We start from the raw sequence: 21864 nt of genomic DNA, 5'->3' as shown, positions 1-21864 counted from the left end.
TAAGGGAAAATGGATATCCTGTAAGAGAGACTATTAATCAGATTCAGAGAGAGTTTATATGAAAGTTTTAATTTTATCATGCAGCACAGGAGAAGGACATAACTATGCCGGAAAAGCACTTCAGGAGTGTATCCGCCTTCACGGTGATGAAGCGGATATACTTGACATCATGCTGCTTGCGGGTAAACGTGTGTCCCGTTTCGTGGGCGGTGGGTATGTGTCAATTGTAAAACATGCTCCCCGCTTTTTTCATTTCTTGTATAGACTGGGAGGGGTGGTCAGCTCATCACACCGCAAGTCTCCCGTATACTATGCGAACGCCATGCTCGCCAAACCCTTGAAGCGCTATCTGGAGGAACACCATTATGATGTCATCGCCACACCGCATCTGTTCCCTGCGGAAACACTTAGCTACATGAAGCATAAAAAGATGCTTTCCCATAAGGTAGTTGCTATTGAAACCGACTATACCTGCATTCCATTCTGGGAAGAAACGGACTGTGATTTTTATATAATCCCCCACAAAGAACTAAAAGAAGAGTTTGCTGCCAGGGGACTCCCCGCACACAGGCTGAAACCTTACGGCATACCGGTCCGGCAGGCATTTTCGGCTCCCCGGGTTCCAAAAGCAGCAAGGCAGATGTGTAGGATACCCGAGAATGCACACGTCTATCTGATCATGAGCGGCAGCATGGGTTTCGGAAAGATCCAGCTGTTCGTCGCGGAACTGCTGCGCAGAATTCAGCCCGATGAATACATCATCGTCATCTGCGGCGCCAACAAAAAGTTATACCGTATTCTGACAGGAGAATTCGGCCGTTCTGCCAACATCAGGATCGTTGGTTATGCAGAGCACATTGCCGCCTACATGGACGCCTGTGATGTGCTGTACACAAAACCCGGAGGCATGACCAGCACGGAAGCAGCGGTAAAAGGAATCCCCATCGTCCACACCACGCCCATCCCAGGTTGTGAAACAAGGAATCTGGAATTCTTCTCCGCCCACGGACTCTCCGTTACTTCAGACAAATTCTACGGCCAGATAGCCGCGGGCCAGAGCCTGCTGCAAAACCCCGCCCGCTGCGAAGCCATGCGTACCGCCCAGTCATCAGCAGTCCCGGGGGACGCGGCACTCAAAACCTACAGACTCCTGCGCCGTATCTGCAGAAAATCCGGAGGTGAAATATAATGTATTACCTATTCATACTGCTGGGTTACTTATCTGGCAGCATCCTGTACGCTCAACTGATTCCCAGGCTGTTAAACGGAATCGACATCAGAGAAGCCGGCATTGACCACAATCCCGAAGCCTTTAACGCCTTCAAACTGGCCGGCAGAAAAACCGGTGCTATCGTCCTCATCCTGGAGCTGGCAAAAGGATTCCTCCCCATCTATGCAGCTGCACATATCCTGGACGTCCACGCCCCTCTCTTCGGCATCATCCTGGCCGCCCCGGTCATCGGTCATGCTTTCCCATTCATGCACCCCACAAAAGGCGGCAAAGCCATAGCCGTCTCCTTCGGCTGCCTGCTGGGCCTCCTCCCCAACCTATCCCCGTTCTTCCTGCTCGCCTTCTTCTACCTCCTATTCTCCCTGCTGATCATCATCCGCCCCCACCTCCTGCGCACAATCATCACCTACCTCTGCTTCAGCATCACCAGCCTCCGCCACCTCCAATCCTCCACCCTACGTTGCGGAACGCTGCTAATATCCTCCATCGTAATCCTAAAACACATCCTAAAACGCGAGAAATCCCCCATCAGCATCCGCTTTCCAGGCCGCAAAAATCACTAATATAAGCTCCCCCGCCCGCCACGCCAAACCCGGCCAATCCCATCTGCCTCTCCCACCTCCCTGCAGGATGCACCCAGCTTGTAAGGATGAGCTCCAGGATGCCGCACAGCGGCAGGAGGACACATATGCCCGGGTGAAGTGCATAGAGCGCGCTTAGGGATTTCAGGACGGAAGAAGGCAGGGAAGGTGGACGAAAACGTAATCACCAAATTACGTTTTCGGCTGACCTGACGCGCGTAATCCATCAGGATTTCGCGTGGCATGTCAGCCCGTGTCCACCTTCCCTGCCTTCTTCCGTCCTGAAATCCCTTAGCAAGCGGGCAGCATCTCACCCGGGCATATGTGTCCTCCTGCCGCTGTGCGGCATCCTGGAGCTCATCCTTACAAGCGCCCCCCCTTACTCCTTCACGGCTCCCCCCATGATCCCCGCTACGAGAAATCGTTTCATCCCCAGTGCCAAAACCGCCGGCGGCACCACAGCGCAGATTCCCGCAGCCGCAGTGATCCCATACTGGACGGCATCTTTTGTCATAAACTCCGAAGTAACAACGGCAATCGGTTTGGTAGCCAGTGACGAAGCCAGAATCAGCGGAATCTGAAACTGACTCCAGGTATTTAAAAACAAGATCAGTGCTGCCGATACAATTACCGGTTCGGAAGCCGGCAGAATAATCCTTAAAAACGCACGCATTCTTCCGCACCCATCCACCAGTGCCGCCTCCTCCAGTTCTTTCGGTATGGTGGCAAAATAGTTCGATATAAGCCATGTCGTCACCGGCAGCAGAGCGCTTACATAAATTACACTCAGCCAGAACATATTGTCGAGCAGCTGATGATCCGCAAATATTTTATAGATTGGTATAATTGTGGCCATAACCGGAATTACCATGGTAATCAACAGCATATTTTTGATCAGGCTTCTCCCCTTGAATTCCATCCTCGAAAGCGCATATGCGGATGACAGCGCCGCCGGCATTCCCAGCAGAAGCGTCACGCCCACAGCCTTCAGGGAATTCAGCATCCCCGTGTAAAACAGCTGCCCCTGCTGTCCTGTCCCTAATAGAAGATTCCGATAGTTCTCCCAGGTGATATGCTCCGGCAGCAGATTGGCAGATCTTCCAAACATACCGTACTCGGGAGTCACGGAAATTAGGAAAGCCCACACAAATGGCCCGATTGTAAAAATCAGAAAAAGAACCATAAACAGCCAGTACCCTTTTTTTCTCTTCATCCGTACATCACCTCCCGGTTCAGACTCCTCAGATAGAATATGCCAAGAATGCCGGCCAGAAGCATTACCAGATACGTGATAGCGCTTCCCTTCCCAAAATCAAGGAAGGAAAATGTGGTCAGATAGCTCTCAACAACTATATTCTTACCCAGATCGCCCATACCGGACAGCGCCACAATTTCATCGAACACGTTTACCGCGGTGATCGAGGTGCTTGTGATTCCGATTCCTACAAACGGAAGCATCAGTGGCACGGTAATTTTCCGAAAAATCTGCAGGCTGCCGCCCCCGTCGATCTTTGCCGCCTCATACAAGCTTTCAGGCAGAGCCTTTCTTCCCGCCAGGCAGACCAGGGCCATAAAAGGAATGCTCCGCCAAGTAACAACTAGTGAAACCGACAGAAGCAGAAGCCACCGCGACGACAGCCACTCCACCGGCTGGTCCACAACATGCAGAGTAATCAGCAGCTTGTTCATGAATCCATACCCGGAACTCAGAATGAACTTCCACAGCACCCCGTTGACATAGGGCGGAAGCGCCCAGGGCAGCACTGCCACGGCAAGCATGAGTCCGGATACCCGGGATTCCACATTCAGAAAAAGCGCAACGGCTATACCGATCATTGTTGTAAGCAGAACGATCATCACGACAAGAAACAGGGTATTCTGCAGGCTGTACCAAAAAGAAGATGACTTTAATACACTGACATAATTGGCTGGACCAATAAATTCGATATCACCGGGCGCCGTCAGCTTCCACTTTTTCAGACTATATGAAAATGTTACAATCACAGGGTAAAATACCAAGACACCCATGATAATCATCATGGGCGCCAGTAATAGATATGGTAATGCCTTTTTCATCACTATTTTCCTGCCAGTTCTGTAATCTTACTGTCCATCTCTTCAAAGGCTTCTTCCGCAGTCAATTCCCCAAGAGCCATTTTATTCACCGCATTATAAATGGCATTGCTCATCTCTGCATAATAGGACGGTACACCATTGGGGAACGGAGACGAGATTCGCTCAGCCTCCTCCAGCATAGCGCCGGAATCTGTGATTGAACCGTCGTTTATGAGTTCTTCCAAGATCGTATTATGAGTTGGGATGGCACTTTTCGTTTTATAAAGTTCTTTTTGGATCTCAGGCGACGTATACCATTTTACAAATGTCTCAGCATCTTTTTTATTTTTTGAGAACTTCGTTATTCCAATCGCCTCAGGAAGCGCCATGGTATGTTCTGAAGTACCTGTCTTTCCCGGCACCAGAATGGGCTCGATCTGCCCTACAATACTGCACTCCTCACTATTGCTGCTTCTCGCCACAAAGGAAGTAGGCCCCGTCATAAAACTGGCATCCCCTGATAAAAGTCTCCGGTATGCATCCATACCGGACGAAGTCTTATCGGCCGGGTCAATCAGTTCCTCCCGAAGCATCTTTTCCTCATAACTAAGCGCCGCCAGCACGGAGTCCTTAATCAGCGTACCGTCCTCATGAAAGACAGCGCCATTCATTGTATAAGCCAGCCAGATTAATGACGTCGTCGCCGCTTCTTCCGCATTCAGCGGAATCGCAAACGGGTACTCAGCCACACCAGCTTCTTTCAGCTTTTTCGCATTTTCATATACCTGCTCCCATGTTTCCGGCGCCGACTGGATCCCGGCCTCTTTATAGTGCTCGGTATTATAATAAGACAGCCTATAATCATTGGCATAAGGAACTGCCAGTACTTTTCCTTCTATAGTAAATGTATCCAGCGTAGGCATATCTGCCTTTTCTTCTTCTGAAAGCCGGATCTCCTCCAGCCAGTCTGCAGCATAGAACTCACCTACCCAGGACCAGTCCACCTCCACCACATCCGCAGCCGAAGAACCGCCGGAAGCTGCAATTGCAATCTTATCCCTGATATCATCCCAGCTTACCTCATTGATCACAACATCGATCCCGGTCTCCCCGGTAAAATCTTCCAGCATCTCATCCGTGGGCACCCCCCAGTCCGGAATCATAAAGGTAATCTGCCGGTCTCCCTTTTCCTTCTGCGTTATATCCTCTGCTTCTTTTTTCTCATCCTTCTCCTTCACACCGCATCCCGCCAGCATCCCCATAGCCAGGCACAGACACACCGCGAAGCTGATTACTCTTTTCATACCTTTTCCTCCTTTAAGCTCCATGTTTTTGAAACCTCCGGCTTCACCTCCGCCAAACAGAGCTCAGCCATCCTGCATACACTGCATAGCCTAAAACATATTCGACACTTTCTCTTATGATACCACCAATAAACCAAAGGATACAACCCATATTCGACACATAGATAAAAATATGGACACGCCTGAAGGAAACAGGTGTGTCCATACTTCTGTCAGGCGGACTGTCTTCCCCCTCGCTGCGCCGCCTCAAACTCCCGCAATTTCTCCCTGGCTTCTCTGTTCAGATTCTGCGGTACTTGAATCTGCACGCATACATACTGGTCACCGTGCACCTCTGGATTCTTCATGGACACAACGCCCTTTCCCCGAAGCCGTATTTTCGTCCCCGACTGCGTTCCTTCCCTGATCTTGCAGAGTACGTTTCCATAAAGAGTCTCAACCATCACTTCCCCGCCGAATACTGCGGTCGTAAACGGGATGTAAGCCGTCGTATAAATATCCTGCCCCTTTCTCTCAAAGCCTGCCTTCCCGCCGACCTGTACTTTTAAGAACAGGTCTCCCGGTTCACCGCCACCCGAGCCCGGCATCCCTTTGCCCCGCAGCCGAATACTCTTGCCGGTCTCAATACCTGCCGGAATGCGAACCTGCAGGGACTGCACCGGTGCTGTCATACCATCCTGATTCTGAAGCGTAATAATCTTTTCACATCCAAAAACCGCCTCGTCAAAAGTAACTGCAACTTCCGCATGCAGGTCCGTTCCCTTTCTGCGGAACGTTTTTCTGCCATATCCTCCGCCTCCAAACCCACTGCCGGAATAATTATGGTATTCGAATCCCTCTGAACCGCCCCCCCTGAACATATCGCCAAAAATATCCCCGAAAATATCATTCATATCGCCACTTTCAAAATGATATTCCCGTGTCCCTCCATTCTGACGGCTGTATGCCTTCGCGGCATCGGCATCAAAACCGCCTTCAAAAGCAGCATGGCCGAACTGGTCATACAATTTACGTTTTTCTTCGTCACTTAAAACCGTATATGCCTCTGTAATCTCTTTAAAATTCTGCTCAGCCTGGGCGTTACCGGCATTTGTATCCGGATGGTACTTTTTAGCAAGCTTCCGGTACGCCTTTTTTATCGTGTTTTCATCTGCACTCTTATCAATTCCCAAAACTTTATAATAATCCCTCTTTGCAGCCACTGCCATCACCTCCTGGTCCTACCTTCTGGCTTCTTGTTTTAAGAGATTCATCTTTTCCCTATAACGTTGGGAGAATCCTCCTATCTTGTTAAATCTGTGGGAAAAAGCCCCCTCGACCAATCAAAAACATCCCCGAAAATACTTTCGGGGAAAACATGCTGTCCAACAATAGGTTCATAATCAAGCTCCCATTGTTCTATTTGTAATATAACACGCCATCACAAAATTGTCAAGAAAAAAATCGGGATTTAGTGGCGAGCTTTAGTCTCGGCGCGGATGGGGACGCTCCATAAAGGGATAGCCGAAAGCCTCCCTTCATGGAGCTGGCGCATCCAACCGGCAGGAAAAAGCTCGTTTCTAAGGAGATGCCTCAAGCGGGGGCAGCGTATGGTATTGAATTGGCGGGACTTTTATGTCCCCAGTAGGTGTACATAAGCAATGGGATACGGTTCCAGTATCAAAATAATTCAATACACATCTTGAAGATGAAAAGATACGCATAGCCAATCCACATCCGCTGCCCTGGTCCGGGATCCCACCCGGTTGGCGAGCTTTCCTGCCGATTGGATGAGCCAGCTTTATGACAGGGAGGCCGGGGAGGTGCTGGGGCTGTATATGCCGTTGCGAAATGCTGGAGTGCGCTTAGTGATTCTTGAACAGCCGATGCCGGATAGGCGGGGAAAAACTTGATCTCCAAATCAAGTTTTTGCTGAACCCAGCGCGGGAAATCATCAGATTTCCCGTGATGTGTTCAGCGTACCCGCCTATCCGGCATCGGCTGTTCTAGAAGCACTTAGCAGCACGGGTGCATATCGCAACGGCATATACAGCCCCGGCGCCTCCCCGGCCTTCCTGTCATGAAGCGTCCCCGTCCATCGACAAGTCTAAAGCTTGCCGACTAAATCCCGATTTGTATGGAATATAGATAGTGATGCATGTCCCCTCCTCCCATTCACTTTTTATCTGCAGTCCGCTATTCTCCCCATACATCAGTTTCAGCCTCTGGTGGACATTTTTTAGCCCGAAACCGCCCTCATGGATATCCTTCTCTCTGATTTCCTCTGACTCTAAATCTGCCATAAGCTCCGTAAGTTCCTCCGGCAGCATGCCGATCCCGTCATCCTGAACACACAGGATCAATCCGTTTGCATCCTGATATGCGGATATCTGTATATGTCCTTTTCGTCCGGCATCCCGGATACCGTGGTAAATGCTGTTTTCAACTAGGGGCTGCAAAATAAACTTCATGATTTTGATCTCTTTCAGCTCTTCTTCAACGGTGACATCCCATGTGATTTGTTCCGGAAAACGAATATTTTGTATTTCCAGATAACACTCTGCATATTTCACTTCCTTCTCCACTGTCACAAATTCCTGTCCGTGGCTTAAGCTGATCCTGAAAAAGTCAGAAAGCGCAATCACCAGTTCTTCGCACTGTTCATCATGGTTCTTCCGGGCAAACATACTGATAGAATCCAGTGTATTATAGAGAAAATGGGGATTAATCTGATACTGCATGGCTTTTAGTTCCAGAAGACGCTGGTTGGTTTCTTCACGCCTGATCCGTTCCACCAGCTCGCCTATTTTTTTCGACATCCGGTTCATGGTGGCTGCAAGCTGTCCGATCTCATCCTCTCCGCTGACAGGCACTTCTGCCTCCATATTGCCTTTTCCGATCTGCTTCATGGCATTTCTGATGTCTGATATAGGCCTGGTAATCCTGCCGGAAAGATATATTACCATACATATGCTGATTACAAGCAGAACCATCAGCTCCAGAGTCAGTATTTTGAAAATCAGATAAATAGAAGCATATGCCTCATCTTTATCTATCCATGTCTCCAGCCTCCATATCCGGTTATCATACGAACTGATTATATATTTCTCCGCAGAAAATGTGTCCCTGTCTGCAGCAGACGAGATTCGGAAATTACCGTCCGCACTTTCCAGGCGGTAGTTCTGTGTATCTTCCAGAAGGAGCTGCTGGATGCGGTCTACAAAAAGACTCTTATCAATTACCATGCAGATGGCGCCGATCTTACGCTTCAGATCCGTTGTATTATTGTTCACAATCCGGTACACTACGATGCTGCTGTCATTAAAGTCCGTAAACCATACGGCAGAAGCGTCGCTTCTTTTTCTCAGTTCCTCTTTTGACTCCAAATACCCTGATATGGCCTTATGGGACAGGTTACTGTACATCCTCCCGAAATTATCGATCAGGTAAATCGATCGAATTGCACTGTCATAATCCGTATAGGACAGAATCCGGTTTCGCATCTCGGCCGTCATAGAAGGCACATAATTCCTGCTGCTGTTATCCGCGGATTCCAAAAATTCCTGAATGTCGGAATCTCCGATCATATTTACGGTATAATTTTCTATCTTCATCTTTGCCGATGTAACTTCCCAGAATGCGGACTCCGTAAATTTTTCCAGATGTTCTTCATACATCTTCGTCAGGGACGGACGCAGATGAAAAACCGCAAACAACGCCATAGCGGCGATCTGAAAGACCGCCACTCCAATAAAGAATACCATGATCCTGTTTTTTATAGATTTAAATCTGCGTTTCACCCTTTCCTCCTTTCCCGGTATTCTTTCGGGGACAGCCCGGTGTATTTTTTAAACATTGCGCTGAAATAATTTGCATTTTTATATCCAGTTTCACCCGCAATCACATAGCTTTTTTTATCAGTATGTTCCAGCATCTCCTTTGCAGCATTCATACGTACCTTTGTGATATATTCGATACAGGTCTCGCCCGTCGTGCTCCGGAATATTCTGGACAGGTAATTAGACGTCAGCGCAAGCCGGTCGGCCAGGCTGTTAACGGAGAGGTCTGGATTGGAATACTCCCTGTCGACAATCTCTTTAACCTGTTCGGCGATCACTTCCACATATCTTCTGGTAGAATTTCTTTTTTTCTGAATCATCCTCTCTGCCATTTGATGAAAGGCCTCTTCTATCCCTTCAAAGTTCATGATACTGCTCTGGGTATCTCTGAACTCGTCAAGTTCATCTATTCCCATATCGTTTGCGGTACGGTTCATAGCCACCAGCAGCTGGAACAGCATAACCTGTGATTCCTCCACCGGGTACTTGGGAGGCATTATCTTATGAAAAAATGTCTGCAAAAGCCTGTCATTTAAGGTATCATGAAACCGCAGCATATCCAGGATCTGCTTCTCATCCGCATATGGGTATTCCGGTTCGCCCGCACGTTTGAGGGCGATATCTGCAAAATAGAGGTAATACACCTCTTGTATGTCCCGGATCGACTTTGCCGCTTCGACTGCTTCCCTGGCAAGCCGGCTGATCGTTAACGGCTCCTTTCCCGTTTTGCTGATGCCAAAGCATACGTCCAGCCCCAGATTCTGCGCAATGGATTCCTTCATGATTTCCAGCTTAAATTGGAACAGCCTGCCTTCCATGATCACCAGCTCGGTACCGTCATAGGGCATCAGGTAAATAGCTGCATCTCCCAATATCTCATCCACTATCTGCCGCAGAGCAACCTCCTTTGTAAGGCTCGAATCCTGATGAAAATGACGGATTGCAACACAGGTAATCTCCTGCTTCGGAAGACTGACAGACGCTTTTTGTGCGCCCAGCTCCAACTGTTCCCTGTCCGCAAAACGTTCCCCCAACAGGTCATTCCAGAATTGGTTTCGCAGAACCGGAAGATATTCTTCCAGCTGTTTCTCGGCAATCGCAATCCAGTCCATGAGCTTCATCCGCTCCGCAATGTCTTTCCTGATGTCCGCGAGTACCTGCTTCAGCTTTTCGGGGGATACCGGCTTTAACAAATACCTCTTCACCCCCAGCTCCACGGCTTCCTGTGCAAACTCAAACCGGTCATGCCCGGTCAGAATGATAATGTCGCAGGTCAGGTTCTCCTTCCGTATCATCTTAATAAACTCCAGGCCGCTTAAGACTGGCATGTAGATATCGGTCAGAATAACATCAACTTTCTCCGTTTCCAGATATTCGAGCGCTTCGATCGCACCCCCGAAAAGGACAGGCGGGTCAAAGCCCGCCTTCTTCCAGTCCAGAAGAGAGACCAGCCCCTCACGAATATTATCCTCATCTTCCACTATCATAATTTTCATAAGACATTCTCCCTATCCAAGCAGAGGGGTCTGACCCCTTTGGTTTATACTCGAAGTATTTACGCCGGGATCCGCTAGCCTTTCACCGCACCGGCCGTCATACCCCCTATAATCTTGTCAGTCAGCATTGCATAGATCACAATGGTAGGAAGTATAGAAATCACCATCGCAGCAAACGCATAGGCATAATTGGCTTCAAAGGTTGTTAAAAAGGAGCGGATCGCCACCTGGATCGTTCTGGAGGAGTCACTCTGGTTCAGGAGATTTGCAAAGAGCAGTTCATTCCATGAATTAATGACAATAAACACACATGCCGTAACAATACCGGGTTTCGAAACCGGCAGTATAATCCTTCGAAAAGCCTGTCCCGCCGTTGCGCCGTCTATCTTTGCCGATTCCAGAAGTTCTCCGGGAATCGTCTCCATATATCCCCGTATTACCATCAGGCTCATTGGCAGGTTCACGCCCGCATACACCAGCGCTATGCCAAGAATGTTATCATAAAGTCCGATTTTATTAATCATGACATAATACGGAACCAAAAATGCATTGGTTGGAATAAACAGGCACATGGAAAAAAGTACGGTCAGGATTTTTCTGCTCCTGAATCTGTACAGCATGGCGTAGGATGCTAAAGTGGCTGACAGGATCGAAATAACCGTTGCCAGGGCTGCCACTCCCACCGTATTAAAAAAGTACAAAACCATCGGATGGCTTTCCATAACTGCCCTGAAGTTTTCCAGAGAAAGATGTTTCGGCACTGCAAACGGTTCATTGAACAGGTCCGCGTTGGGCCGGAAGGAAGAAACCAGCAGCCATAAAAACGGTACCAGCATAAAGACAAGCACCACGGCAAGAAATATGTACATCACTGTGCGCCCCGGTGTTTTTCTGCTATTCATGACGGCTCCCCCTTTCTCTTTGAAGCACATTAACCAGCAGCATAATCCCAAAACCAAGCAGTACGGTAATCAACCCCGCTACCATAGATATTCCATACCTGTTGGATCCGACCATTTCCCTGTAAATATATAAAGAAAGATTCGTGGTACTGTTAGCCGGCCCGCCGCCCGTCATCAGGAACGGATATTCGAATGTCCTGAGGCAAAATGCCATGTTCAGCATAATATTCGTAATGACTGCCGGTTTCATCATTGGCAGATATACATGAATATCAATCTGAAATCCGGTGGCGCCATCCACCATGGCGGCTTCTTTCAGTTCCTTCGGCACGGTAGACAGCTGTGTCAGGAATATGATCATTGTCAGCCCCACATAGAAAATAAACGGAACCTGATTACAGATCAATGCGGTTCCCGGATCATTCAGCCACGCATGTGCCAGCTTTCCCAGCCCAATACTTTTCAGCACACTATTCAGGAGCCCCACATCAACATGATAGATAAAATACCACAGAAAGGCAACTGCCGTCGTGGAAATTACATTGGGAATAAAATACATCACCCGCAAAAATTTCCATCCCCTGGGCTGCTTATTTAAAAGCAGTGCCAGAAGCAGCCCGAAGGGAATGTGTAAACACAGGGCTGACAGAAGCCAGATAACAGTATTTTTAAACGCCAGCCTGAAAACCGGATCTGAGAATACATATCGGAAGTTTTCGATTCCTACAAATGTCTTCGGTCCAAGTCCGTTCCACTCGAAAAAGCTTACATATCCCAGATAACAAAGCGGCCCCAGAAAAAACGCAAGTATCAGAATCACTGCAGGCGCCATATATAATACGGTCTGCCGTCTTTTCATCGTTCGTCAGCCCCTTTCTTTTTCTATTGATTTTCTTTGGACAGCTGCTGTATAAATTCATCCGGAGTTACACTGTCCAGTGCAAGGCTTTCCAGAAGAGACGGAAGTTTTGTATTTGCCGTGGTCGTCAGGTTTCTCTGGATATTGACTGTACTTCCCTCTACCACAGAATTCAGGGCAAGATATTCTCCAAGAAGACCTTCCGTATTCTTTACATCCGGGTCTTCCATATTCAGCTTCGGTGAAAGGAAAACTGCACCTTCCAATGTCAGCTGTTTCACGCTTTCTTCGGAAGTGATATACTTCATAAATGCAACGATTGCCTCTTCCTTTTCCGGATCATCCGCCTTAGCCGCTGCCCACGGAGTCTGTGCATCCGTCACCAGATAATTCTCAGCCACTTTTCCGTCCCCAAATGTAGGCGCTTTTGCAATTCCTATTTTATCCTGTATCTCTGAGAGGGAACCGATCAGCCACGGTCCGTCAATCGCAATGGCTGTCTTGCCGGAAGCAAAATTATTCATGGCTACAGAGTAATTGGCCCCGATTGCATCTCCTGTCGTATAATCCCAGAATTTTCTTAGCATTTCTGCCGCCTGTTTCATTTCCGGAGTGTCAATGCTTCCGCCCTCATTCAGCGTCTCTGTTCCCGCATAGCTTGCGGCCAGATAAGAGAATAAATTACACGTATACCAGGCATCGTCAGCCGTATACAGGGAAAATGGAGTGATTCCCTTTTCTTTTAATGCTGCGCATGCATCCAGAAGCCCGTCCCACGTGTCGGGGAATTCTTCGATTCCTGCCTGTGCAAAGAGCTCTTTGTTGTAATAAAAGACTGCTCCTGCCTTTTCAAACGGGATGGATGAGATTTCCCCATTCACGGTCAGCGTCTCAAGATCCCCTTCGCCGAACCTGTCCGCCCACTCATCATCCATATACTTTGAAAAATCCATCAGCTTGCCGGACTCCTGCCTGGACAGATCGTTCGGGTTAAAATTGTAATGGAAGATATCCGGCGTCGTATCTGTGGAGATCATGGTCTTTACTTTTTCCTGATATGCCGGGAAATCCGGATTCACGGTCACATCTACTTCGATCTTTCCCTTATTCTCTTCGTTGAACTCCTGAATTAACTTATCCAGCGCCGCACCCCTTTCAGAGTCAGTGCTCCAGCTGTGGTACATATTCAGGACAACCGCCCCCGAATCAGACTTTTCTGCTTTCTGCTGCTCTTCCTTATTGGATGAGCCGCACCCTGCCAGCATAGTTACAGTCATCGCTGCCGCCAGCAGCACACTCAATACTTTTTTCTTCATCATTTTTCCTCCTTTTGTTCTGCCTGAGGCAGTTCTCTTATATATCTATCCACGCCGTCTATTCCGGCGGAATAAATCCATCCGAGTGTTCCCCAGATATCTCCTTTTTGTATCATTCCCTCATCCATTCCCTGGGGGCATATGCCAAATCCTTCCGGCTGCATTCCGATATCTGCGAATCCCATCCGGTCACCCGGCCAGGACATGATCTGATGTGCGGCCGTGCTGATCCATTCTGCCATCCGGATCATAAATTCATCCCCGGTCTCCCGGCCCGTCAGATACAGCTCCCGGATATGGAACAGGGAGTAGATATCGACCACGCCTCCGCACCAGATAGAATTAATGGCACCCATGCCCTTTGTCCGGAACTTTTTTTCAGCAAGGACCGTTCCCTCTTTCACCGGTGCATTCCAGATATAATTCCATGTCACAAACTGTTTCCCGGCCGTCGCCGCACCATCCAGAAACCGTCTCTCACCGGTTTGTTCATATAAGTGCCAGCATCCGGCCATTGCATATTGTGCCGCCTCTTTGTCCACCACATTGGGATTATCCAGTGTTCCTCCCTGAAAGAGTTCTTCCCTGCATCCGCCGGAAAGGACATATTCACCGGCCCTTACTGCGGCGCGCAGATAGACGGATCGTTTCGAACCAGCTGGCTCTGTATTCTCAACGTCTGTACTGTACTCCCCTTCGGACAGATATTCTGCCAGATTACAGAGAAACACGATCGGAATGGCTGACGCGGCTTTTCTGCCCCGCTCTCTTTCCTGCTCTGTCATCCACGGTTCCTCCAGCATAAAAACAGGAGTCCCGTCCGGTTCGTACGCCCGGTACCAGGAACCGTCCTCATTCTGCAGAGAGACCAGCAGGTCTGCATAGCGCATTACAGCCTCCAGCCATTGTTTCTTAACATGGCCCTGTTCCCGGTACCATTTGCAGTATTCCAGTACATCGTTTACCGGCTCCGTCATTGTCCTGAGATAGTTCCCTTTTGCTCCCCGGTAATCCATATAATGAAGCTTTGGAGCATCCGGATCCCCAAAGGAGAAAAAAGGCTCCTCCCGATCCAGGTCATAAAGTGAATACACCCACCCATTCTCCATCATGCAGTGCTTCAGGAAGAAGTCCACTACCTTCTCTCCCTTTTCGATCCATTCACCGCCTTTATCTCTGGCCAGGATCAGCGCCGTATGATTCTGCCGGCCGGTAAAACCGTATTCCAGAATGTGTACATACGTGCTGTGGGGTATTGTATTGAAAGAGGTTCCAAAACCGGACGGTTCTGAACCGTACCCCTTGCGCGGATCAAAATGAAAGAAAAATCCCGCCCCGTCTCCTCCGAATTCCCGGTAGCTCCGCATGAGGCTTGTCTCACGGCAGATAATCTCTTCCTTCAAAGTGAACGGAAGGCTGACTGTATGATGCCCTTCTGTTTCAAACTGCTCTGCCAGCCCCGAAAAAACGTGATACAGAGCGTCAGTAAATGTTCTGTCACAGGTCTGCTGAACTTCATAATGCAGCACCATCTCCCAGGCATTCCCGTCTATAGGGTAAAAGGCCTGAACAGGCGTCCCCTTGGCATCCAACGCCACACTCTTTTCCATCTCCTCGTATGGCCAGCGGGCACACAGAATATTTTCCCTGCCTTCCCGCCATTCATATCCAAGAGATCCCACCTCCGTCTTGTGCAGATAACGGGAATCCCCTGTTTTTCGTATTTCCTTTCCCGTATCCGCAGGCGGCCTCGTCCTGGCCACAGATACTGCTGTCCTGGCACTTTCATCATATGCCATAATGACCGGCGCCGTCAGCCGCTCCTCCATATAGGTATGTTTCCCCGCCTGTCCCGAAGAATACCGGCAGGAAGGAATGCCATATCGTAACTGTTTTCCCTCCCCGAGCAGAATCTCCATACCGAATGCAATCCCGTTTTTTTCAATTCCTGTATCTGCCTTTCCATTTGCCCGAACATGGCGGATGACCTCAATCTTATCGTCCTTTTGTAAAATAGAATCTTCAACCGTAATCTCACTGCCTGAAATTTGAAACATATGAACCGTTCTCATCTCCCGCTTATCTAAAACAGTCTCCGCATAAATCTTCCGGCCTTCCTCGCCAAGAAACGTTTCATACCAGCTGATGAATTTCAGACTATCCATGCTTCATGCCCCCTTTCTTTGCCTCTTTTCGCTTCTATTTTACATCACTTATTGAGCAAAAAAATCAACATATCCGCACAAAACATGATAATTTTCTTTCAATTTCATAGCATTTTACTTAAAACGCTCAAAACTTTATACAAATTGCACAAAAATAAAGTTCCGCTTGCGAAACTCGTACCTGCGGCGGTTGCATAACGCCACTTGCCTCTTACGCCGCAGTGCGCATCCCGCCGGGAGGATTTTTATCTGATAGGCAGACTTCCCTGTCAGATAAAAAGAGCCTATCCATAGTAATCGGCACACTGCCGCAAACTACGAATAGGCTCTGCTTTCACCGCATATCTTTCTGAACTAAACCGGCCGCTTACAGTCCGCCTGGCGTCCCCCAAAATCCTATCTTGAGGTTACAGACATTTTTTACACGGACTATATCCTTCCTTTTTCAGTTCCTCTATCTCTTTGTCCGTCTCTTTTTTATTTTTTTCCGCCATCTTTTTTACGCTGCTGCAGGACGGCCGATGGATTTTTTTTGTACTGGCATTTAAAATATATCCATCCACACTCCTGGTCCCTGCTGCCTTTTTCTCTGCCTTTTGCACAGTGCCCGGACCACCGCTGTCCTCATTGCCAGCGGCTCCCTTTGGTTCGCCGGCCTTCCAGCTATCATCCGGGGACATGTTCCAGGTGATTTTCCTGCCGTCGGAAACAGCCACAATGGTACCCTGCTCGTCTGTACGGAATACCTGGACGCCTTCCCGGCGCAGCAGATTCAGAACCTCTGCGTGGGGATGCCCGTAGGAATTGTCTTCCCCGCAGCTGATCACGGCATATTGGGGATCTACTTTCTCCAGAAATTCTTCGGATGTTCCCGTTTTGCTCCCATGATGGCTCACCTTATACACATCGGCGCTGATATTCTGCTTACTTTTCAACATCTCATGCTCGGAATCCTCCTCCGCATCCCCCACAAACAAGAATGCATTCTTTCCGTACTCAAGCCGTACTGCAATCGAATAATCGTTGGCGTTGTCAAATTTTTTATCAGCCGGCGCGGTTACGGTAAATACAGCGTCTCCCAGCTGGTACGTATCCCCTGCTGCCGGATGCGTCGCCCGATAACTTTTGGCTTTCAAAGTGTCTTCCACTTCGTCATAGGTTTTTGTATTCTTCTGGTAATCCGGCAGCAGCACCTCTCCGCAGTCAAATTTGTATATGATAACGTCAAGCCCCCCGATATGATCGGCATCCGGATGTGTACCGATCACATAATCCAGTTTCTTGATGCCCTGTTTCTGCAGATAGTTCTGAACTGCCGTCCCCTTGCTGTTGTTTCCCGCATCGATCAGCATGGCATGCCCGTCCGTCATAATCAGCGTCGCGTCCCCCTGGCCCACATCCATAAAATGTACTTCCAGCCTGTTATTCCCACCCGCTGCCTTTGCCGCATCCGCCTGCGGTGCGCCTGCCGCAAGCCCAAAAAGCATCAGAAAAGCCGGCAGTATAAGTGCCAGAATTCTCTTTTTCCAACTTCTTCCGTCCATTGATCCATCCCCTTATTATGATTTTGTCTTTTCCGGTATCCCTGTTCATAAGCACTGCTGTATACGCAAAGGAGACTCTGCCATATCAGACAGAATCTCCTGCTCTGCATATCTGATGCTTCATAAATTACAGGACTTGCTTACGGTTCCGTAAACTTCACTGCAGTACCGTAGGCCATAACTTCTGCAGCCCCGGCCATAACTGCGGAGGAAGCATAGCGGATATTAATCACCGCATCGGCTCCCATGCTTTCCGCCTCTTCTGTCATACGCTTTGTAGCCAGAGCCCGCGCATCATTCATCATCTCATTGTAGGCCTTCAGCTCGCCGCCGACCAGAGTTTTAAAACCCTGTGTAATATCTTTTCCTACATTCTTTGACTGGATCGTACTTCCCTTTACAAGACCCAACATTTCAAAATTCTTTCCTGTGATATAATCAGTATTTACTAAGATCATCTTCTTCTCCACTCCTTATCTCTTTAATCCGCTGGATACAGACTCCCAGCGCCACTCCTGCCATAGCAAGAGGTATAACTGCGCCAAAAATGCAAACCGCCAGAGGAGGCCTCAGCATAAATACCACCGCCGCAAACCCAATAAAATACAGCAGCAGCAAAATCGTTATAATGACTGGCGCTATCATCTTCTTTCCATGTTTTTTCATCGCTTTCTGCCTTCCCAGGTTTTATAAATTGCTTCCATTGCATCTACAACTCCATCCACCCCCAGCAGACTGGCATTGAACAGGATCTCATGTGACTCACTGCTGCCCCACTCCCGTCCGGTATGCGCTTCATAATAAAGCCTGCGCTCCTTATCCACTTTCTTGATCTTATCCCATGCCTGTCTTTCAGTGAGCTTATAGATATTCATAATCCTGCGTATTCTGTCATCCTTAAAGGCATGAATAAAAATGTTGATACAATTCGTATAATCTCCCAGCACATAATCCGCACATCTGCCCACAAAAATACAGGAACTCTGAGCCGCCAGCTTCTTAATGATCTTCGTCTGCGTCTCATACATCCGGTCACTTAGGGGCACACCATAAGCTTCCTGGCTCATAAATGCCGTATAATCTCCTGTCCCAACAACATATGCGGATAAAAACCTCCCCAGTATAGTTTCATCAACACGGGAAGCCTCCTCGTCGCTTACCTTCAGCTCTTTGGCCGCCATCCGGATCAGGTTGTGGTCATAAAGCGGAATATCCAGCCGTTCTGCAAGGCGGTTCCCAATTTCATGCCCGCCGCTCCCAAACTGTCTGCCAATGGTAATAATCGTGTGGTCTGTCATATTATCAACTCCTCATCTCTGACATTGTAACACCGCCTCATTGTTAATTATATTATACCCCATCGTGCACTCACAGTTCAATCATTATCATCTATTTCCAGAAATAATCGTTACTTTACTTAATTTTCAAATTAAGTTCCACCCTGACATGAACGTTAATCGCGTCAGCTATACTCCCTTACAAATATAAGATCTCATTCCCCTTTTGATTCCCGTAATTCTGGCTAACAATATCATACTGCCGCAGAGACAGAAGTATCGGCTGAAATTCCTGTTTCCCGGCATTCCTCAGCGTAAGGTTATCATAAAAGCTCTCCTTGTTGCCCACCATAGTCAAATAATCCCTTCTGACTGCCCTGTTCTGAAAACTGATAATCAGAACCAGATTGGCAATTGCCATAGCTGTCTCATTTAATATAAGCTCCGGATAAAGCATTTGAAATATACATAATAGAAACGTGACCGATGGAATCGTATAAACCACTCTCTCCCGCAGTAAAGCAGTCTGTTTTATATTCTATATACTTTTCTGATCAGAAAGAAGCTGATAAATACAATCATCATACAGCCGACAAGGCTATACATTCCTGTTCCCGCACCGCTTATCTGTATGATAATTCCAAACAGATTCGTCATGACAAAACCGCCAATACCTGAAAACAGCAACGCCGCTCCCATGCTGCGTGATGCAAATTCAGATGACACCATTTCTGCCGGCAGACACCACAGCGGCCCAACTGACAGATACATCATGCCATAGGCAAGAAAATAACATATCGTCAACCCTGCCGCAGAGAGTAATCCACCTATTCGCACTATAATGAAAAACAAAGTCATTGCCCCCCCAAATGAGATCAGCCCTACCTCACAGCGTCTGGATCTGAAGAAATGGTCACTGATAAATCCTCCAAAAAGCGCAAAAAAAATACTGCTCAGAGTACCAACAGACATAATAGATGCTGCGCTGTCCGAGTTAAATCCGCAGTAGGTAAAAAACAGGGGTATTATAAATCCAATGCCATACGTGCAGGCACCATTGAAAAAAAGGAGAAGTCCGATAAGCCAAAAACCCGGGAATGTAAGTGACTCCTTCCAATTACAGGGCTTATCAAAAGTATTTCCTTTGTGTACCATTAAGTCTGAAGTGTCTGATTTCCCGACATCTGTTGCTATTACTTCATCAATAACTGACACACCATAAGTCTTTTCGATATCTTTGTAGAAAAAAGCAATCAGAACTGCAAGGAAAATTCCTCCACATAAAAGCATCTGACCAATTGCACCATTCCACGCCAGGCCCCTTTTCCGGCAGGACAGTGCATAGATTGTGACAAGCGAGATACTTGCCCCATAGAAACTTCCAAGAGCCCCTTGTGCAGTTCCTCTTTCTTTTTTAGGAAACCATGCGCTCACTAGAGCCATCAGACAGGCACACACAACACCTGTACCGGCTCCCTGTATAGAACGAATTATGTATAATCCGAAAATGCTCCCTGCATTCCCCAAATACAAAGCTCCCGAAACAGCCATGATGACGAGTCCGAGAATTACCGTACGTTTGCCCCCGTACCTGTTACCTAATCCCCCTGCTGCTGCGGATGTAACTGCCATAGACAGGGTTCCCAAGGAAGACAGAAACGAAAGACTTGCTTCTTTAATCGTAAGATCTTCCATAATCTCCACCGCGAAAGACGCTATGACCTGTATTCCTGCATATAAGAAAATATATGGAAACAACATCAATATGAATGCTGCAAAGCGATACAGCGGAGGCTTCTTTAATTTTTCTTTTTCGTTCATTTTACTCATCCATCTCCTCCATAAAGTCACTGGGGCTTTTTCCAACATAGGACCGGAAAAGCCTGCTGAAGTAAAACTGATCCTGATACCCCACCATTAAGGCAGCATCTTTAATAAAAAGATTATGATTTTTCCTCATAAGTTCCATCGCCTGCTCTATACGAAGTTCTGTAAAAAATTTATTAAATGAACGCTGAGCGTACTTTCGGAACATTCTGCTCATATAAGTCTGTGAAATGGAAAAATGCTCGCAAAGTTCAGGCAGTGTAATGTTCTCATTTATGTGCTGCTTCAAATATTTTCTAACTCCATCGAAAAATTCAGGCGAATTCACTTTCGCCGGAGCCTTGTTTTCACGCAGATAGTAAAAAACCAGATCAAGCAAACTCTCCCTCAGCGATTTTGCAGACGTTGCATAGAAAAAGGCATCTTCCAGCATATATTCGTACTCTATCAGAGGCTGCGCCCAGCTTGTATACTTTCTAACAATATACAGCACCTGACGTGAGACATATTCCAGCCAGAGCTGAGGCTTTTTCTCTGCTTCCCACAGTTCATAATAATACCGCAGATCCTTTTTCAGCTTCTCATAATCCCTGTTCCTGAGCATTTTCTCCCAATTTTCCAGTACCAGATTGATCTCCTCATGAACAAATACAATATCCTTTACCATCCCTTCTCTTGATACATCTATCGTCTGGCTTTGCCCGACAACGCTAACTGTATCGAGACAGCGGTACAGCTCCTTTACTTTGTCAAACAGTTCATCAATAAGAAAGCTATTCCGGTCATAGACGACCGTAAAATACTGATTTTCACCGTATTCCTTCTCTTTTAATCTCTGTATATACTCCTGAAAACTTTTGCCGAACAACAGATCCTTTGGAATCAAATACAATGCTTCCATCTCATCTCTTCCATATACCGTGATGACTTCATTAATATCTGAGTAAATCTCTCTGCTCTCGCCTCCCATTGAATACCTGCGCGGCAGACCGTTACGGCGCAGAATTGCCCGGTAATATTCCTGATATGGGAAAAAACGTGCTATCTCCTTTTCTTCACACACAACACCGTTACATACCTTATGTACGATTTCATTTCGTGCATGATAATAGTTCACCCTTAACCGCAGGGCAATCTTTTCCAAAGTTTCACGCATAGCATTCGGCATGACTGGTTTTAATATGTAATCACACACTCCTGACTGAATCGCTTTTTTCACATATTCGAAATCCTGATATCCACTGACAATGACCGAATAGACCTCCGGCATATCTCTGATCACCGTCTCCACCAGTTCAATTCCGTCCATAATCGGCATCCTTACATCCGTCACAATCAAATCAGGGCAGCTCAGACGCATTTTTTCCAGCGCATCTCTTCCATTCTCCGCAGTGCCGACAACCTCATAATCAGGACACACCTTCTCAATAATGTAACACAGGTTGGTAACTGCGGCCGGCTCATCATCCACAACCAATACTCTGTACAT

General features: G+C 47.7%; 19 protein-coding genes. 2 read left to right on the top strand and 17 right to left on the bottom strand.

Annotated features, from left to right (window positions below):
• Positions 1-58: 58 nt before the first annotated feature.
• A complete protein-coding gene (locus MWG26_RS06730) occupies positions 59-1189 on the top strand; it encodes an MGDG synthase family glycosyltransferase (protein ID WP_025655268.1) in 1131 nt (376 codons plus the stop codon).
• On the top strand, positions 1189-1794 hold the full coding sequence (locus MWG26_RS06725) for a glycerol-3-phosphate acyltransferase (RefSeq protein ID WP_081733058.1): 606 nt from the start codon (positions 1189-1191) through the stop codon (positions 1792-1794). Before MWG26_RS06730 ends, MWG26_RS06725 begins: the two co-directional genes overlap by 1 nt.
• A 397-nt stretch (positions 1795-2191) precedes the next feature.
• Here MWG26_RS06725 and MWG26_RS06720 read toward each other — a convergent pair whose 3' ends face one another.
• The 17 genes from MWG26_RS06720 to MWG26_RS06640 form a co-directional block, all read right to left on the bottom strand.
• On the bottom strand, positions 2192-3025 hold the full coding sequence (locus tag MWG26_RS06720; protein ID WP_025655266.1) for a carbohydrate ABC transporter permease: 834 nt from the start codon (positions 3023-3025) through the stop codon (positions 2192-2194).
• Positions 3022-3888: a carbohydrate ABC transporter permease gene (locus MWG26_RS06715; protein WP_240285651.1), complete on the bottom strand. Its 867-nt coding sequence runs from the start codon at positions 3886-3888 to the stop codon at positions 3022-3024. The genes MWG26_RS06720 and MWG26_RS06715 overlap by 4 nt, the downstream gene beginning before the upstream one ends.
• Positions 3889-3890: 2 nt before the next feature.
• Positions 3891-5171, bottom strand: coding sequence for a sugar ABC transporter substrate-binding protein (locus MWG26_RS06710; protein ID WP_025655264.1), 1281 nt, complete (start codon positions 5169-5171; stop codon positions 3891-3893).
• Positions 5172-5383: 212 nt separating this feature from the next.
• Positions 5384-6373 carry a DnaJ C-terminal domain-containing protein gene (locus MWG26_RS06705; RefSeq protein ID WP_025655263.1) on the bottom strand — a complete coding sequence of 330 codons (990 nt, stop codon included), beginning with the start codon at positions 6371-6373 and terminating at the stop codon, positions 5384-5386.
• An 855-nt stretch (positions 6374-7228) separates the two neighbouring features.
• Complete coding sequence (locus MWG26_RS06700) at positions 7229-8950, bottom strand: histidine kinase (protein WP_117441210.1); 1722 nt, start codon at positions 8948-8950, stop codon at positions 7229-7231.
• Positions 8947-10485 (bottom strand): response regulator transcription factor, encoded by a 1539-nt coding sequence (locus tag MWG26_RS06695; RefSeq protein ID WP_025655261.1) that lies wholly within the window; start codon positions 10483-10485, stop codon positions 8947-8949. Before MWG26_RS06695 ends, MWG26_RS06700 begins: the two co-directional genes overlap by 4 nt.
• Before the next feature lie 74 nt (positions 10486-10559).
• On the bottom strand, positions 10560-11387 hold the full coding sequence (locus tag MWG26_RS06690; RefSeq protein ID WP_025655260.1) for a carbohydrate ABC transporter permease: 828 nt from the start codon (positions 11385-11387) through the stop codon (positions 10560-10562).
• Positions 11380-12246, bottom strand: coding sequence for a carbohydrate ABC transporter permease (locus MWG26_RS06685; protein WP_117441209.1), 867 nt, complete (start codon positions 12244-12246; stop codon positions 11380-11382). The genes MWG26_RS06690 and MWG26_RS06685 overlap by 8 nt, the downstream gene beginning before the upstream one ends.
• Positions 12247-12269: 23 nt before the next feature.
• Positions 12270-13562, bottom strand: coding sequence for an ABC transporter substrate-binding protein (locus MWG26_RS06680; protein ID WP_117441208.1), 1293 nt, complete (start codon positions 13560-13562; stop codon positions 12270-12272).
• A complete protein-coding gene (locus MWG26_RS06675; protein WP_240285649.1) occupies positions 13562-15727 on the bottom strand; it encodes a hypothetical protein in 2166 nt (721 codons plus the stop codon). The genes MWG26_RS06680 and MWG26_RS06675 overlap by 1 nt, the downstream gene beginning before the upstream one ends.
• Before the next feature lie 407 nt (positions 15728-16134).
• Positions 16135-17271 (bottom strand): ComEC/Rec2 family competence protein, encoded by a 1137-nt coding sequence (locus MWG26_RS06670; RefSeq protein ID WP_117441206.1) that lies wholly within the window; start codon positions 17269-17271, stop codon positions 16135-16137.
• Between the two features lie 140 nt (positions 17272-17411).
• Positions 17412-17729 carry a YbjQ family protein gene (locus MWG26_RS06665; RefSeq protein WP_025655256.1) on the bottom strand — a complete coding sequence of 106 codons (318 nt, stop codon included), beginning with the start codon at positions 17727-17729 and terminating at the stop codon, positions 17412-17414.
• Complete coding sequence (locus MWG26_RS06660; protein WP_025655255.1) at positions 17710-17937, bottom strand: hypothetical protein; 228 nt, start codon at positions 17935-17937, stop codon at positions 17710-17712. The genes MWG26_RS06665 and MWG26_RS06660 overlap by 20 nt, the downstream gene beginning before the upstream one ends.
• Positions 17934-18569, bottom strand: coding sequence for a cytidylate kinase-like family protein (locus tag MWG26_RS06655; RefSeq protein ID WP_117441205.1), 636 nt, complete (start codon positions 18567-18569; stop codon positions 17934-17936). Before MWG26_RS06655 ends, MWG26_RS06660 begins: the two co-directional genes overlap by 4 nt.
• Before the next feature lie 178 nt (positions 18570-18747).
• Complete coding sequence (locus MWG26_RS06650; protein ID WP_244062710.1) at positions 18748-19005, bottom strand: hypothetical protein; 258 nt, start codon at positions 19003-19005, stop codon at positions 18748-18750.
• A 74-nt stretch (positions 19006-19079) separates the two neighbouring features.
• Positions 19080-20378 (bottom strand): MFS transporter, encoded by a 1299-nt coding sequence (locus MWG26_RS06645; RefSeq protein ID WP_025655253.1) that lies wholly within the window; start codon positions 20376-20378, stop codon positions 19080-19082.
• The gene (locus MWG26_RS06640; protein ID WP_049915536.1) at positions 20371-21864 is read right to left on the bottom strand and encodes a response regulator transcription factor; all 1494 of its coding nucleotides are present in this window, start codon (positions 21862-21864) and stop codon (positions 20371-20373) included. The genes MWG26_RS06645 and MWG26_RS06640 overlap by 8 nt, the downstream gene beginning before the upstream one ends.

The sequence above is a fragment of the Faecalicatena contorta genome (genome assembly GCF_022835095.1).
In the GTDB taxonomy this organism is placed as follows: domain Bacteria; phylum Bacillota; class Clostridia; order Lachnospirales; family Lachnospiraceae; genus Faecalicatena; species Faecalicatena contorta.
This window is presented reverse-complemented; position numbering and strand designations above follow the sequence as displayed.